The following is a 13,860-nucleotide window of genomic DNA, read 5'->3' on the forward strand; positions in this document are numbered from 1 at the left end:
CGGTCCGTAGCGTACTCGGTCGCATCCCAACCGTCCGGAGTTACTCAATCGCTGTTCTCGCCGGAGAGGGCGGCGTTCCGAAGGGTCTCACACTCGTCGGTCTCGACGTCGAGATCCGGGACTGCGACCGGGGTCCCCTCTTCGTCGACGGCGACGAAGACGAAGTACGCGTCCGTCGTCTGCTCTCGTTCGCCAGTCCGTGGATTCTCGTGGAACGCTTGAATCCGAACGCGAATGCTACTCTCCCCGGTCGCGTACGCGTACGCGCTAATCACACAGGTGTCACCCTGTGGAACCGGACGTCTGAAATCGAGGTCGCTGACGTGGGCGGTCACGCACGTATCGCCGGCGTGGCGCATCGCAGACATCGCGCCGATTTCGTCCATCCAGTGCATGATGTTCCCCCCGTGGGCGCTCCCGTAGTTGTTGGTGTCGTTAGGTTGGATGCGCTCTCTGTTCTCCATGTGGGTCTCGCTGATACTCGCCACGATTGGTGTACGGCTCCGTCCGGTGACTCTTTAACCCGTTTGGCTCCTCCGCTCGGAGACGGTGGCGGTCAGGTATCGACGACACGTGCGATACGCCGTCGAAGGGACCCGAGTCCGAGCCGTTCTTCTTCGGAGGAGGCCGCCGACCGACTCACGGATGCCGACGACGACGTCACGCTCCGAGTTCACACAGTCGGCGTGGCGTCGGCCTGGGGTCGATGGTGTCCGGAGACACGCGCCGATGGACATCGAAGCAGCCTACCGCTACGACAGTCAGTCGCCACCCCCACGTGACATCGATAGATAGGCGAAGCTCAAAGTGAAATTATAAAGATACATCGAGCTCGCGGACTAATTGGATGACAGAGGGATAAGCGAGCGTCCCCGCCGCCAGTTCCGCACACACGAGAACGACGTGGACACGCTCTAGGAGTGCCCGTATTTTGGTGAGTAGAGTGCGCATCGATGCCTGTGCTCGCGTCCCGATAATTGCTGTTTCAGCCGCTCTGCTGGACACACGGCACGCGTGTAGCGCAGTATCTCCATCCCAGCAGAGCGCGATAGCAGCCAACACCGCTGTGCCTCTCAATCGATAGAACTTACGTCCATTTCCGTCCAGTGGGAGTATGACCAATGTCGAACCGGCCGGGACACGTCGGCTCGGCACGCTTCTGACGTGGCGAGTCGCGACTATCGCGTCCGGATGGCTGATGCTTCTGTTCGTCGGAGCCTATCTGATCACGCCAGCCAGCATCCTCCCGCTGGTGATGGCAGACCTCGGCACCACCGAGGCCGTGTCCGCCGCGCTCGTCTCGATGCCACAGGTGACCGCGACGGTAGTCGGGATTCCGGTCGGCATGTATCTCGACCGCGTCGAAACTCGAACGGTCGTCCCGGCCGCAGCAGCCGTTCTTTTCCTGGGTAGTGCTGGGGACTGGGTCGCTGCCAGCGGAGGAGACGTCTGGTTGCTGGTTGCCTCGCGGCTGTTCGCGGGCGCTGGGATGTTCGTTCTGTGGGTTGTCAGTATCAACATCGCCTCGAGTGCGTTCCCACCCGACCGGCGGGCAACGGCGACATCGGTGACCATATCGGGTTACCCGGCAGGGTACGCACTCGGCCAGTTCGGGGCCCCACGCATCGCCGAGGTCGTCGGCTGGCCGGGAGTGTTTCCGGTCTTCGGCGGCGCGGTGGTGGTACTGTCGCTCGCGTTTTACGTCGCGGCAGGCAACGTCTCTCGGTTCGATAGATCGCCCGAACCGCCGAGTCTAGCCGATTTCAAGCGGGTGTTCGCAGACCGAAACGTCTGGATGATAGTCGTCGTCACCCTTCTGGGCTACTCGCTGTACATGATGTTCAACTCGTGGATGCCGACGTACATCACCCGCCGGTTCGGCGTCTCTTTGGCAGAGAGTGGCACGTTCGTCGCGCTGTTCCCGCTGGTCGGTGTCTTTGCTCGGCCCGTAGGGGGGTGGCTCTCGGACGCGGTGTTAGGTCAACGACGACGTCCCGTCTTTGCCGTCGCTTTCCTTGGTACGACTGTGCTGGCGGTCGCCATGTTCTACAGCACGACGATCGCGGTGCTGGTCTCGATGCTCGTCCTCGCAGGGGTGTTCGTCCAACTCCAGATCGGACTCATGTACCAGTTCGCACAGGAATCGGTTCATCCCAGTGCTGCCGGGACAGCCGTTTCGCTCGCGAGCGTAGCGGGGTGGTTGGGGTCGTTCGTCGCCCCCGTCGTAGCCGGGAAACTGGTCGCCACCACTGGAACCTACGCCGCAGTGTTCGGATTCGCAATCGGCCTGGGAGCGATGGGGGTGGTCACTGTCTGGCAGATGGCCGAATCCGGTGTGGCGACGGTGCCTGCTTGACTCCGTCGACGGACGTCGCGGGCGAGTCTCAGAGACAGACCGTCGGCTGTTACCACGTCTCGCTCGTAACGTACGACACTGATTGCCGTTCCGAGTCCCGAGCGGTTCGAAGGTGTTCTCCGATTGAGGACATCGCTACCAGCGACTCGAGGCCTTCTCACGGCATCGTGGTCGGCGACGAACTGAGTGTCGCCGAACTCGAATCCGCAGTCGACGTGGAGGTCCGCAGTTTCCACTCCTGACTGGAAGAGAGGGGCTGTATCCCTTCCTGCGCTCCGGTCAACCGCTTACTGAGAAAGGGGCGCTCAGGCTCGCTCTTTCGGCTAATACTTGCGTCGATCGGCGGGAATGCCGAGTTCGTCGTTGAACGCGTCGTCCACAGCGTCCCGAGCGTCACGCCACTCGAAGAAGCCGTCACGAGTTGCCGGATACTCGCCGTAGAGTCGTTCGTACTTCTCGGCGTATCTTCGGGTCCGGACGAAGTCGAGGAGCGTTCGACCCACCGCTCGCTTCGTGGTGTCGAGTTCCTCCAAACGGTCGTCGCTGACCAGCGACAGCGCGTTCTGCACCACGCCACTCGCGAGGCGGATGGCGCTCCGAACGCCGAGTGAGTTACCCTCGGAGGAGACAACGTCCGCGATCGCATCTTCGGGCAGGAGGGCGACCGCCGCACGCACGTTCTCCATCCCGACCTGCGACGCGGCGATATTGTAGGGGTCCTTGACCGCGGTGCGCGTCCCGAGGCCGTGCTCGACATACACGAAGTAGTTGTGAGCCCAGAGGTCCGCTTCCGAGATAAAGCCGTCTTCGTCGTCGCGAACCGCCGCCGCGCCGTGTTTCCCGGCAGAATAGCCGGTGACGGCGGCCCCTCTGATTCCCTTCCCCGTAATCGGGTGCGTGGTGCCGGCATTACAGCCGACCGTGATGTACCCGGGTGCGACCATCGAGTCCAGTGGCCGTCGAAGGGCGAGCGCGGCACCCAGTTTGTTGGCCCCGCCGTTCACGGTGTCGAGGTCCGCGCCGTCGAATTCGGGCCGCCCCTCGAGGTCCGCTCTCAGTCGGTCGACGAGCGTGACCGGGTCCTTGTTCATCTGGAATCCCAGTCCGACGTTGATCTCGGTCGCCGTTCGCGGGAAGTACCAGATGTACCCCATCCGCTCCAGCGGTTTTCCGACGAGCGCGTTGTCGTAGGGAACGGGCGCCTGCGTGTGGAACACTTCTCGATACGCGGACCCGAACTGCTGGTAGTTGGGTTTCTCGAAGCTGGTCTCGGGCTCTGCATCCAAGCTACCGAAGTCGACGTTGGCCATGACGCTCGACAGCGAGCCGCCGGCGTCGACGACGAGGTCGGCGGTGTACGTGACAGCTTCCCCGTCTCTGACGGCTCGTACCCCCTCGACCTGCGCGTCCTGGAGAACGCCGTTGACGACGGTGTCGAAGTGCTGGTCGACCCCACAGGCCGCCGTCTGTTCGAGCAATCGCTGCCCGAACTCGTAACGGTCGACGACGTTACTGTGACCATCGTACGGTAGGACTTTCTTCACGTCGAGCTCCTCGTCCCACCACTCGATCCGGTCGATGTTCCCGTCGATGAGCACGTCCTCGTCCGCCGCGATAGCGCTCATGTCGATCGGCCCGGGATACTTCTTCGAGTCGGTCGGGCTCTTCATCGCGTCGCCGCAGGCGATGTGTCCCGCCTCTTCTGCGGACTTGCGTTCGAGCTGCACGACGTCAGCCCCCCGGTCGGCGGCGGTCGCAGCCGCAAAACAGCCCGCTATGCCACCCCCGATGACGACGATTTCGTAAGCCTCGGAAACAGGCACGATATTCGGATAAAGACCCCATCCTACTTACGTTCACTTCTTCCGTACAGGCGGGCGTGTGAGCGGACAACTCCAGTAGTGAATTACAGTTCTGCGGGTACAAGGAGGCGAGTGCCTCGGGGCGCGTCCCAGAAATGTTTCACAAGCGCTCTACGGCTCGATTCCGCTCTCAACGCCGACTCGTCACTGTATCACACGAGGGGCGCCGGGTGTTCGAGAGCCTGCGGCTCACGCGAGCCGACACTGACGAGGGTCGCCTGCTCGACCGAGGAAGAAGACGAGAAGCAACAGCCCGGCGAGCCGAAGGAGGTTGCCATGGAACGGCATCGCGGCGAGCGCTCCGGCGAATCCGAGGAGACCCAGAACGCCGGCCCCACAGCTCGCACAACCCGAGGCGAGCAGTCCCGGGACGATGCCGAGGAGGTCGGAGAACCCGGAGACCTGGGTCCGCTTCACTTGGCTGGCGACGTTGAGAAGTGCGACTCCGGTCAGAACGGCGTAGGCGACGATGAGCCCGACACCGACCGTCCCGATCGACCGATAGGTCGTCTCCAGAAGCGCGACGAACGCCGTCGCGGCGTACCGAACGATGCCCGCCGAGAGCATCTGGACGGTGTAGCCGGGAAACGTGCTGAACACGAGCCCGACGAACGTCGCCGTCGCGAGCCCCGCCGTTAAGACGAACCGCCGGGGAGTTGTCGCGGGGTACGCCAGCGCCGACCGGAGGTCGGTCAGAAACCACGATGCCCGTCTTCGGATTCTTCGTTTCGTGGGCATCGTCACTCGGTGACCGTTTCGACGGCCTTCGAGAACCGTTCGTAGGGCTGGGCACCGGTGAGTTTCCCGGAACGGTCGGTGTCCCGACCGTACGCGACGAACCCCGGAGTGACCCCGACACCGGACTCACCGGCGCGCTGGCGCTCGGAACGAATCGTGTCGAGTTCGTCCGCGTTGTCACCTGAATAGCAGGATTCGACGGCGTTCGCGTCGGCACCGTCGACCGACTCCGTAATGGAGAGGAGCTTTTCGGCGCTCGCCCACCCCGAGTTGGGCTCGCCCTGCGCATCGAACACCGCTCGGTGCCAGTCGACGAAGGCGGCCGGTCGCGTGTCCCGGACGTCCTTCCAGACACAGCGAGCCATCACTGCCGCGTTCCACGACGCCTGTCCGATGTTCGGGAGCGAGAGCGGGACGATTCTGAGCTCCCCGTCGGCGACTTCGTTTTCGAGGAGTTTCGGGAACGCCCCCTCCTCGAAGCGTTTGCAGAACGGACACTGGTAGTCGCTCCAGTAGTAGAGGTCGGCCGTCGCATCGGGCTGACCGATGATGGCGTTCCCGTCGACCGAGACGTCGTACCCGGTCGTTCCGGAGCCGGCGTTCACCAACGAGGCGGAGCCGGCACCGGACTCACCGCCAGTTGTCGGCCCGTTCCGCGACGTCTGTCCCGAGTCGCCGACGGTGTTCGCGCCGTCAGACTCGTTCGAGCGAGCACTACTACAGCCCGCGAGGCTCCCGATTACGGCGACACCGGTTCCGGCGAGAATCCGCCGCCGTGAAAACCGCGTCTGTTGCCCGGTCATCGTCGGGAGTTCCCGCGAGTACCATATCAAGCGTGGACAGCGTTTTCTGACTCGGAAAACACCCGAGAGCCCTTTACCGGCGGGAATCATCTCCCGAACGTGAGTGAGGGTTTCGACTCGACGGAGGTGCTGCGCCTCTTGGACGACGAGTACGCGCGAACCATCCTCACCGCAACTAGTGACCGGCCGATGTCGGCGAAAGAGCTCAAAGAGGAGGTCGGTGCGTCCCTGCCGACGGTCTATCGACGGGTCGAAGGTCTCCTCGAGCAGGGGCTCGTCGTCGAATCCACCGAGATCGACCCCGATGGCAATCACTACAATCGGTACGAGGCGGCAGTCGACCACATCGACATCGACATTCAGGACGGGATGATGAACATCGACGTATCACGGACGACGGACCCGGCGGACCGGTTCACGAGTGCTTGGGAGCGTATCCGGGGTGACGAGCGGTGAGCACGGTACTCGTCGCTGGCAACCTGCTAGCCATCGCGCTGGGGTACTTCATCGCCTATCAATCGTACCGAGGCTACCGGCGAAACGACAGCTCCACGATGTTGTTCATCTCCATCGGATTCCTCCTCGTCAGTACGTCCCAGGCGATGGACTGCACCGTTCTCTCCTTCCTGAGTGACCCCATTCCAGCCGCCTCGTACGTTCGAACCGGGTTCATACTCGGAGGGATGGCGTCGATATCCTACTCCCTCTACCAGTAGCTGTGGGGTCGTCTACCCCCTCTACCAGTTATTCTGGAGCCGTCTGCCCCACGAGTAGAGCCGTGGCCGTCCGGCTCGAGCCCTCGTGAGTCTCACGAGCGGTCGTACCCGGGGTCGGCCGTACAGGACTGCGTCGCGCTGCGGTCCATCACTCGATGTCGTCCCACGCGCCGACCTCGCTGCGCCGAAGCTCGCCGGTCGCCTGCCAGATGCGCGGGCGGAACGTGATACCGACGAGCACCGCGTAGAACGCGCCGACGACCGCGATGATGGCCGTCCCGGGCAGTACACCGACCGACGCACTCGCGGGCCAGGTGCTCCCGGTGCTGGGGGTGGCGAGGATGCGGAACAACCACGCCGCCAGCAGGACGGTGAACAGCGGCAGATACACCCGGCGGAGCCGGTGGGCAATGGCCTCCTCGTAGGAGACTTTCACACGGGGCTCGCGGTAGTCCCGTGAGAGACGCGGTCGCCAGTCCGGGTCTTCGATACCCTGTGAGGGGTCCAGCGAGTACGCGAACACGTTCCGCTGGAGCATCCGCACCCGAGACCGCCACATGTCGTAGCCGCGGTACCGTCGGGCTTCGATGACGAGGAAGATGCTCACCATCACGACGCCGACGAGGATGACGTAGTGTGGACGGCTGGCACTGGAGAACGCGTAGGTGAGGATGGCCGCGATGAGCGTCACCGCCCAGTTCGAGGTGCGGTCGAGACGCTCGCGCCACAGTTTCATCCGGTGAATCTCACCCCGGTAGAGGTGCGCCATCGACCCGCCCGGCGAGCTGGACTCCTCGAAGAACCCCCGGCCCATGGTTCTGGCCTCCTCGCTCAGCGCGTCGAAGGACTCGTCGCGGTCGTATCCGCCCTCCGCGGGGTCGGACTGCTCTTCTTCGGGTGTGTTCGATACGGAGTCGCTCATGAGGTGGGTCGTGAAGTCGGTGGGTGTCTTTCGGGGGAGCTGTGACAGCAGCGGTCGGTTCCGAGGTCGTCGCAGGTTACAGCGACTCGAGCACGCGCTCGAAGCGCTCCGAAACATCTTCCGCGATACTGTCGAGGTCCGGATTGTCGGTTATCCCGACGAGCTGGGCAGGGTCGACTGCACTCACCACGACCGAGCCGTCCTCCGCCTCGTAGACGACGACGTTGCACGGGAGGAGTGCCCCGAGCTCGATTTCCGCTCCGAGACCCTGGTACGCCAGCTGCGGATTACACGCACCGAGGATTCGGTACTGGCTGAACTCCTCGTCGAGTTTCTTCGCGAACGTCGCCTGCACGTCGATGTCACAGAGGACGCCGAACCCTTCGTCTTCGAGTGCGCTAATCGTCCGTTCGACGACCTCGTCGAACTGTCCGTCTACCTGTTTCCGAGTCGTGTAGTTCATGATGGGGGAGTGGGTGTCTGCGAAGCGCGTGTTCGGTGGGTGGTGCTCAGACCAGCAGCTGGACGTCGGCGTCGGCCATGCGCTGGAGCGCGGTGGCGGCGCCGACACCGGTGGTGACGCCGTCGTAGAAGTCCGCCTCGTCGTAGTTCATCAGCTCGATGGTCATCTGACAGGCCTGCAGGTCGACGCCCTGGTCGAGCGACACGTCGATGAGCTCCTCGATGGTCGCGGTCCCGTTGTCGGCGATCTTCTTGTTCATCATCTTCGTCGCCATCGTGTCCATCCCCGGAAGCGACGCGATGGCGTTCGGCATCGGCATGCTCGGGTTGCCGACCGCCGAGAGCTTGAGGTTCTTCGATTTCTTCTCGTGGAGGATGTCGAGCCCCCAGAACGTGTGGAAGACGGTGACGTCCCAGCCGAACGCCGCGGCCGTCGAGGCGAGGATGAGCGGCGGGTACGCCATGTCCAGGGTCCCCTTCGTCGCGACGATGACCATCGATTTCTGGTCGTCACCGAGGTCGGCCTTGAGGTCCGCGAGCTCCTCGCGGAGCTCCTCGACCTCGGCGGCCAGCTCGGCCGTAGACAGGTCTTCGGGGGCGTCGATCGAGTCGGCGGCGTCCCCCGTATCGGCGGTGTCCGGTGTATCCGTACTCATGGTTACTCCGTCTTGCGCACGTAGTGTTTGAACACGTCGCCGTCCGCTTCCTGGTCGAGGAGTTCCACACCCGGGGTCGTCTCCGCCCACCCCTTCAGGTCGCTCATGCTGCCGGAGTCGGTCGCGAGTACCTCCAGTACGTCCCCCTCGCTCAGGTCGTCGATGGCGCCTTTCGTCTTGACGACCGGCATCGGGCACGATTCGCCTTTCACGTCGAGCGTCTCGGTGACAGTGTATTCCGTACTCATTGTGGGTCTGCCCGTTCCGTATTGGGCTTACCCCACAATATCATGGGACCACTGAAAAGGTTGTCGATTCTTGGGCTAGTAATGCACTACTGATAGTGGAGATGCTGGGCTCAGAGTCCCGTATTGTATCTCATGCGCGTTTTGAGCCGAGCAGTGGCGAGAGATGGTATTGTGACTCTTGTGAAATACCATGCAAACCCTTATGTGGGAGGGCCCAGTAGCGAGAGGTAGAGATGGACGCTCCCGAACCGGACGTGGAAGTGGAATCGATCGCACCCGAGGACGTCAAACGGCGTATCGACGACGGCGAGCCCGTCACGATTCTCGACGTGCGCGCCGAGAGCGAGTTCGAGGAGTGGGGCATCGACGGCGACAGCGTCGAGGTCGTCAACCTTCCCTACTTCGAACTGCTCGACGGCGTGAGCGAGGAGCAACTGGAGCGCATCCCCGACGGCGACCCGACCGTGGTCGTCTGTGCGAAGGGTGGCTCGAGCGAGCTCGTCGCCGATCATCTCCTCGACGCCGGCCGTGACGCAGTCAACCTCGAGGGCGGTATGAAAGGATGGGCGCGAATCTACGAGTACCGAGAACTCGACGCCGACACCGACGCGACGGTCGCGCAGTATCAGCGGCCCTCCAGCGGCTGCATGGCGTACATGGTCGTCAGTGACGGCGAAGCCGCCGTGGTGGACCCGCTTCGGGCGTTCGTCGACGACTACGTGCAGGACGCGCGGGCGATGGGTGCAGAAATCAAGTACGCAATCGACACGCACGTCCACGCCGACCACGTCAGCGGCGTCCGCGAACTCGCCGCCGAGACGGGCGCACGGGTCGTCCTCCCCGAAGCGGCGGTCGAGCGGGGCGTCGACTACGACGTCGACTACGAGACGGTCGCCGACGGCGATTCGCTCTCGGTCGGCGCCGTCGGGGTCGACGTGCTCCACACGCCCGGTCACACCTCCGGGATGACGAGTTACCTCGTCAACGACGCGGTGCTCCTCACCGGCGATGGCCTGTTCACGGAGAGTGTCGCTCGACCCGACCTCGAAGGCGCCGACGACGAGGAGGCTCGCGCGGCCGCAGCCGAACTGTACGAAACGCTCCAGTCGAAGGTGCTCTCGCTCGACGACGACGTGTTGGTCGCACCCGCACACTTCAGCGACGCCGCCACGCCCCGAACGGACGGCACGTACGCCGCGCGGCTCGGCGACCTCGAGGCGAGGATGGACGCACTGTCGATGGGGCGCGAGGAGTTCGTCGAGTTCGTCCTCTCGGACATGCCCCCGCGCCCCTCGAACTACGAGGAGATCATCGCGACGAACCTCGGTCGGCAGGACACCGACGACGAGGAGGCGTTCGAACTGGAGCTGGGGCCGAACAACTGCGCCGCCAGCAGCGACGCGATGACGAGTGACTGATGACGGAGCGTTCGAACTAAGCCAATGGACATGACCACACTCCCGCTGGTCGCGCTCGCGGACCTGTTCCCGAGAGGCGTCGCCCAGTACGCCGTCGGTGGGTTGCTCATCGGCCTCGGCGTCGCCGTCATCTACCTGGGGACGGGCATCATCGCGGGCGCGAGTACGTTTCTCGAGTCGACGCTGTCGTACGTCTCGAGCGTTCCCCGGTTCAACCGGGCGAAGTACCTGGCCTCCCGGGACTGGCGCGTGGTGTTCACGCTGGGCATCGTCGGCGGGGCCGCCGTCTACGCGTTCGCGTTCGGCGAGTTCGGTTGGACGACCGACGTCCAGTGGTGGCGCCTGCTCGGTGGCGGCTTCCTCGTCGGCGTCGGTACCCGCGTCGGGAAGGGCTGTACCTCCGGCCACGGCGTCTGTGGGGTCGGCTCGCTCTCGGAAACCTCGCTGGTGAACGTCGCGACGTTCATGGCCGTCGCCATCGGCACGGCCCAGATCGTCGCCGCCCTGGGGGTGTCGCCATGAGAGGCGACGACGAGCGCGGAGTCGCGTTCACCCTCGTAATCCTGCTCGGGGGTCTCGTGTTCGGGTTCGGTCTCGGCCTCAGCGGGATGGCGAAACCCGAGATCGTCCTGGACTTCCTCCAGTTCGAGGACTTCGGCCTGCTGTTCGTGATGGGTGGGGCCGCCGTCGTCTCCGGCGTGACCATCTTCGGCGCCACGAACTTCCTCGACCGTGCGCCGCTGACCGGTCGCGGGTACACCCGTCGCCTGAAAACCATGGACAGGAACGTCCCCATCGGTGGCGTCATATTCGGCGTCGGCTGGGGGGTCTCGGGCATCTGTCCCGGGGCCGCCTACGCGAGCGTCGGCCTCGGCAACGTCACCATCCTGTGGGCCATCCTCGGGATGTTCCTCGGCGCGTACGCACAGGGGTTCGTTCGGTCCTCCCGGGCCGACGACGCCGGCGCGACGGCCGCCACGACCACCGACTGAGTCCCATGTTTCGAAACTGGTGGGTCGATGGGTCGCGGCGAGCAGTATTGGTTAATAGTCGAAATGGCACACACAGTCGTGAGAGAGAACTGAGATGCTAGGGATCGAAAGTATGAGCGGGTCGGCGGAAGCGATAGCGACGATAGGGCTCGTCCTCGCGGAGGCTATCGCACTGTACGTAGGGTACGGCGCTCTCAGCAGCGTCGTCGGAGAGACGATTCTCGACGCAGTCGGGGGTGACTGAGGATGGACATCCTCGGACTGACCCCGATGATGGTGGGGATATTCGTCGGCTTCGGGCTGCTCATCGGAATCCTGTTCGGGTTCTTCGGGATGGGCGGGTCGTTCCTCGTCACCCCGGCTCTGTTGGTGATGGGCTACCCGTCGACGGTTGCGGTCGGGAGCGGGCTCGCCTTCGTCTTCGGGACGAGCGTCATCGGCGCGCTCCGGCACCGTGACCACGGACAGGTCGACTACAAACTCGCGCTCATCATGACCCTCGCCATGACCGTCGGCATCGAGGGCGGGAAGCGCGTCGTGTTCTTCCTGGATTCGACCGGGATGGCGGACCTCATCATCAGTGTCGCGTACGTGGGCCTGCTCGCGGTCGTCGGCCTGTTCACGCTACGCGACGCGTGGGGCTCGGAGGAGACGGACTCGACGGGGCGTGACCTCGCCGACCGCGTGCAGTCGCTCCACATCCCGCCGATGGTGACGCTGCGCGGTGACGTCCGCGTGTCCGGCACCATCGTCTTCGCGGTCGGTCTCGTCATCGGCGTGCTGTCCGGGTTCCTCGGGGTCGGCGGCGGATTCTTACTGATGCCCGCGATGATGTACGGCCTCGGCGTCCCCGCCGCCGTCGCCGTCGGGACGGACATCCTCCAAATCACCATCTCCGGAGCGTTCGGCGCGTTCCGCTACGCCCAGTCCGGGTCGGTCGCGTTGCCGGTCGTCGGCGCACTGCTCGCCGGGAGCGCACTCGGCGCCCGCATCGGTGCGGGTGCGACACAACTCGTCGAGGAGGACGCCATCAAGGGGTACTTCGCGGCGATGCTGCTCGCCGGGAGTGTCGCCGTCGCCGCGAAGGAGCTCGGAACCGCGTACGGAATCGGACTCCTGAACACGGTCAGTATCGTGCTCATCTTCGGTGCGGCGGTCCTCGTCAGCGGGGCGGTCGTCCTCGCCGCCATCTGCCGTCTCCGAAACGACGGCACGGGGACGTGGTGTCGACTCACCACCACGTGACGAGTTCGCCTCACCGACGCCGAGTCGACTTCCGAACGGACGTTCGACCGGCGGCCTAACGCTCCCATTCCGAGGGTCGTGTCGTCTCCGCGACGGCCCCCTACACGATTGTAACAGTGCCACAACAGAGGGATGAGCCGACGGTGTGGACGACGACCTCGGACAATCTTCCACAGAGAGAAGAGCGCCACCGCAAACCCCTCTGGGACGGACTCAGCGGGTGTTTGCCGATTTCGACAGTCGAAGGTGGAGTTCCGAAGCCGACGAGCTTAAGTGTTTTCCGTGCTGAGTTGTGGGCGTAATGAGCAAGACTGGATACACGGCGGCGGAGGTCGCACGGCGAGTCCAAGACGAGGAGTCGGACCCGTTCATCCTCGACGTCCGACGCGAGGAGGACTTCGAGGAGTGGCAGATTCCCGGCAGCACGAACCTGCCTATCTACGACGAACTGCTCGAGAACGACTACTCCACGCTGGAAGACAATCTCGACGAGCTTCCGGAAGACGAGGAGATCGTCGTCGTCTGCATCGCCGGCGTCACGTCGGGTCGCGCCGCGTCGTTCCTCCGCGAACACGGGTACGACGCCGAGTCTATCGACGACGGCATGAACGGCTGGGGTCGCGTCCACCGCCAGTACGACGTCGAGGGCGTAGAAGGCGTCGTACAGGTCGTGCGCCCCGGGACGGGCTGTGTCTCCTATCTCGTCCACGACGGCGACGAGGCCGTCGTCGTCGACCCGACGCAGTACGTCGACGAGTACCTGAACGCCGCCGACGAGCGGGGCGTCGAGGTCGTCGGCGTCGTCGACACCCACGCCCACGCGGACCACGTCTCCGGGGCGCGTCGGCTCGCAGGCGAACTCGACGTTCCGTACTACCTCCACGGGGAGGACTCGGGTGAACTCGACCGCGTGACCGAGCTCGCGGACGGCGACACCATCGAGGTCGGCGACCGCGGTCTCGAGGTGCGCCACACGTCCGGTCACACGCCCGGGAGCGTCTCCATCGTGTACGGCGACGCGCTCCTCTCCGGGGACACACTGTTCCTCCGGAGCGTCGGCCGCCCCGACCTCGAAGACAGCGACGAGGACGCCGTCCGCGAGGCCGCGAGCCTGCTGTTCGACAGTCTCGGCGGACTGCTCGACCTCGACGACGGGACGGTCGTGCTCCCCGGCCACTTCAGCGACGAAGCCGTCCGACCGCTCGCGACCCAGCTCGGCGAGCTCCGCGAGGAGACGACCAACGAACTACTGAGCTACGTCGAAGAGGGCGACGAGGAGGCGTTCGTCGGGACTATCGTCGAAAGTCTGGCGGACGAGCCCGCGAACTACAACGAGATCAAGCAGATCAACTGGGGCAAGCAACAGCCCGGCGACGACGTCGAGGAACTCGAACTCGGCCCCAACAACTGCGCGGCCAACTGAGCACCGAGGCGAACTTTTT

Annotated in this window: 17 protein-coding genes; 9 read left to right on the forward strand and 8 right to left on the reverse strand. The window is 64.4% G+C overall.

From position 1 onward, the window contains the following. Positions 1 to 44: 44 nt before the first annotated feature. The gene (locus N5095_RS02620; RefSeq protein WP_267620756.1) at positions 45 to 488 is read right to left on the reverse strand and encodes an acyl-CoA thioesterase; all 444 of its coding nucleotides are present in this window, start codon (positions 486 to 488) and stop codon (positions 45 to 47) included. A gap of 626 nt (positions 489 to 1,114) precedes the next feature. Here N5095_RS02620 and N5095_RS02625 point away from each other — a divergent pair. Then, positions 1,115 to 2,356 (forward strand): MFS transporter, encoded by a 1,242-nt coding sequence (locus N5095_RS02625; protein ID WP_267620758.1) that lies wholly within the window; start codon positions 1,115 to 1,117, stop codon positions 2,354 to 2,356. 323 nt (positions 2,357 to 2,679) lie between these two features. Here the strand turns inward: N5095_RS02625 and N5095_RS02630 are convergent, their stop codons facing one another. From N5095_RS02630 to N5095_RS02640, 3 genes are all read right to left on the reverse strand, one after another. Continuing rightward, on the reverse strand, positions 2,680 to 4,182 hold the full coding sequence (locus N5095_RS02630) for an FAD-binding protein (protein ID WP_417372352.1): 1,503 nt from the start codon (positions 4,180 to 4,182) through the stop codon (positions 2,680 to 2,682). Positions 4,183 to 4,407: 225 nt separating this feature from the next. Beyond that, a complete protein-coding gene (locus N5095_RS02635) occupies positions 4,408 to 4,956 on the reverse strand; it encodes a hypothetical protein (RefSeq protein ID WP_267620762.1) in 549 nt (182 codons plus the stop codon). Between the two features lie 2 nt (positions 4,957 to 4,958). Then, positions 4,959 to 5,759: a DsbA family protein gene (locus tag N5095_RS02640; RefSeq protein WP_267620764.1), complete on the reverse strand. Its 801-nt coding sequence runs from the start codon at positions 5,757 to 5,759 to the stop codon at positions 4,959 to 4,961. A gap of 99 nt (positions 5,760 to 5,858) precedes the next feature. Between N5095_RS02640 and N5095_RS02645 the strand changes: the two genes are divergently transcribed. Further along, positions 5,859 to 6,215: a helix-turn-helix domain-containing protein gene (locus N5095_RS02645; RefSeq protein WP_267620765.1), complete on the forward strand. Its 357-nt coding sequence runs from the start codon at positions 5,859 to 5,861 to the stop codon at positions 6,213 to 6,215. Continuing rightward, complete coding sequence (locus tag N5095_RS02650) at positions 6,212 to 6,475, forward strand: DUF7521 family protein (RefSeq protein WP_267620767.1); 264 nt, start codon at positions 6,212 to 6,214, stop codon at positions 6,473 to 6,475. The genes N5095_RS02645 and N5095_RS02650 overlap by 4 nt, the downstream gene beginning before the upstream one ends. Positions 6,476 to 6,623: 148 nt before the next feature. Here N5095_RS02650 and N5095_RS02655 read toward each other — a convergent pair whose 3' ends face one another. From N5095_RS02655 to N5095_RS02670, 4 genes are all read right to left on the reverse strand, one after another. Then, entirely contained in the window at positions 6,624 to 7,289 is a 666-nt protein-coding gene (locus N5095_RS02655) for a DUF2270 domain-containing protein (protein ID WP_267621076.1), read from the reverse strand. A 184-nt stretch (positions 7,290 to 7,473) separates the two neighbouring features. Then, positions 7,474 to 7,860 (reverse strand): DUF302 domain-containing protein, encoded by a 387-nt coding sequence (locus N5095_RS02660; RefSeq protein ID WP_267620768.1) that lies wholly within the window; start codon positions 7,858 to 7,860, stop codon positions 7,474 to 7,476. A gap of 46 nt (positions 7,861 to 7,906) precedes the next feature. Then, entirely contained in the window at positions 7,907 to 8,515 is a 609-nt protein-coding gene (locus N5095_RS02665) for a DsrE/DsrF/DrsH-like family protein (RefSeq protein ID WP_267620770.1), read from the reverse strand. Between the two features lie 2 nt (positions 8,516 to 8,517). After that, positions 8,518 to 8,763 carry a sulfurtransferase TusA family protein gene (locus N5095_RS02670; RefSeq protein ID WP_267620772.1) on the reverse strand — a complete coding sequence of 82 codons (246 nt, stop codon included), beginning with the start codon at positions 8,761 to 8,763 and terminating at the stop codon, positions 8,518 to 8,520. A gap of 233 nt (positions 8,764 to 8,996) precedes the next feature. On the opposite strand from N5095_RS02670, the gene N5095_RS02675 reads away from it, so the two are divergent. From N5095_RS02675 to N5095_RS02700, 6 genes are all read left to right on the forward strand, one after another. After that, on the forward strand, positions 8,997 to 10,181 hold the full coding sequence (locus N5095_RS02675) for an MBL fold metallo-hydrolase (protein WP_267620774.1): 1,185 nt from the start codon (positions 8,997 to 8,999) through the stop codon (positions 10,179 to 10,181). Positions 10,182 to 10,205: 24 nt separating this feature from the next. Continuing rightward, the gene (locus N5095_RS02680) at positions 10,206 to 10,703 is read left to right on the forward strand and encodes a YeeE/YedE family protein (protein ID WP_390202505.1); all 498 of its coding nucleotides are present in this window, start codon (positions 10,206 to 10,208) and stop codon (positions 10,701 to 10,703) included. After that, the gene (locus tag N5095_RS02685) at positions 10,700 to 11,173 is read left to right on the forward strand and encodes a YeeE/YedE family protein (RefSeq protein ID WP_267620776.1); all 474 of its coding nucleotides are present in this window, start codon (positions 10,700 to 10,702) and stop codon (positions 11,171 to 11,173) included. Before N5095_RS02680 ends, N5095_RS02685 begins: the two co-directional genes overlap by 4 nt. A 94-nt stretch (positions 11,174 to 11,267) precedes the next feature. After that, entirely contained in the window at positions 11,268 to 11,417 is a 150-nt protein-coding gene (locus N5095_RS02690) for a DUF7512 family protein (RefSeq protein ID WP_425499011.1), read from the forward strand. Between the two features lie 2 nt (positions 11,418 to 11,419). Beyond that, positions 11,420 to 12,418, forward strand: a complete 999-nt coding sequence (locus N5095_RS02695; protein ID WP_267620778.1) for a sulfite exporter TauE/SafE family protein — start codon at positions 11,420 to 11,422, stop codon at positions 12,416 to 12,418. Between the two features lie 301 nt (positions 12,419 to 12,719). Continuing rightward, entirely contained in the window at positions 12,720 to 13,841 is a 1,122-nt protein-coding gene (locus N5095_RS02700; protein WP_267620780.1) for an MBL fold metallo-hydrolase, read from the forward strand. The last annotated feature ends 19 nt before the right edge of the window (positions 13,842 to 13,860 follow it).

The organism is Halobium salinum (genome assembly GCF_026586625.1).
In the GTDB taxonomy this organism is placed as follows: Archaea; Halobacteriota; Halobacteria; order Halobacteriales; family Haloferacaceae; genus Halobium; species Halobium salinum.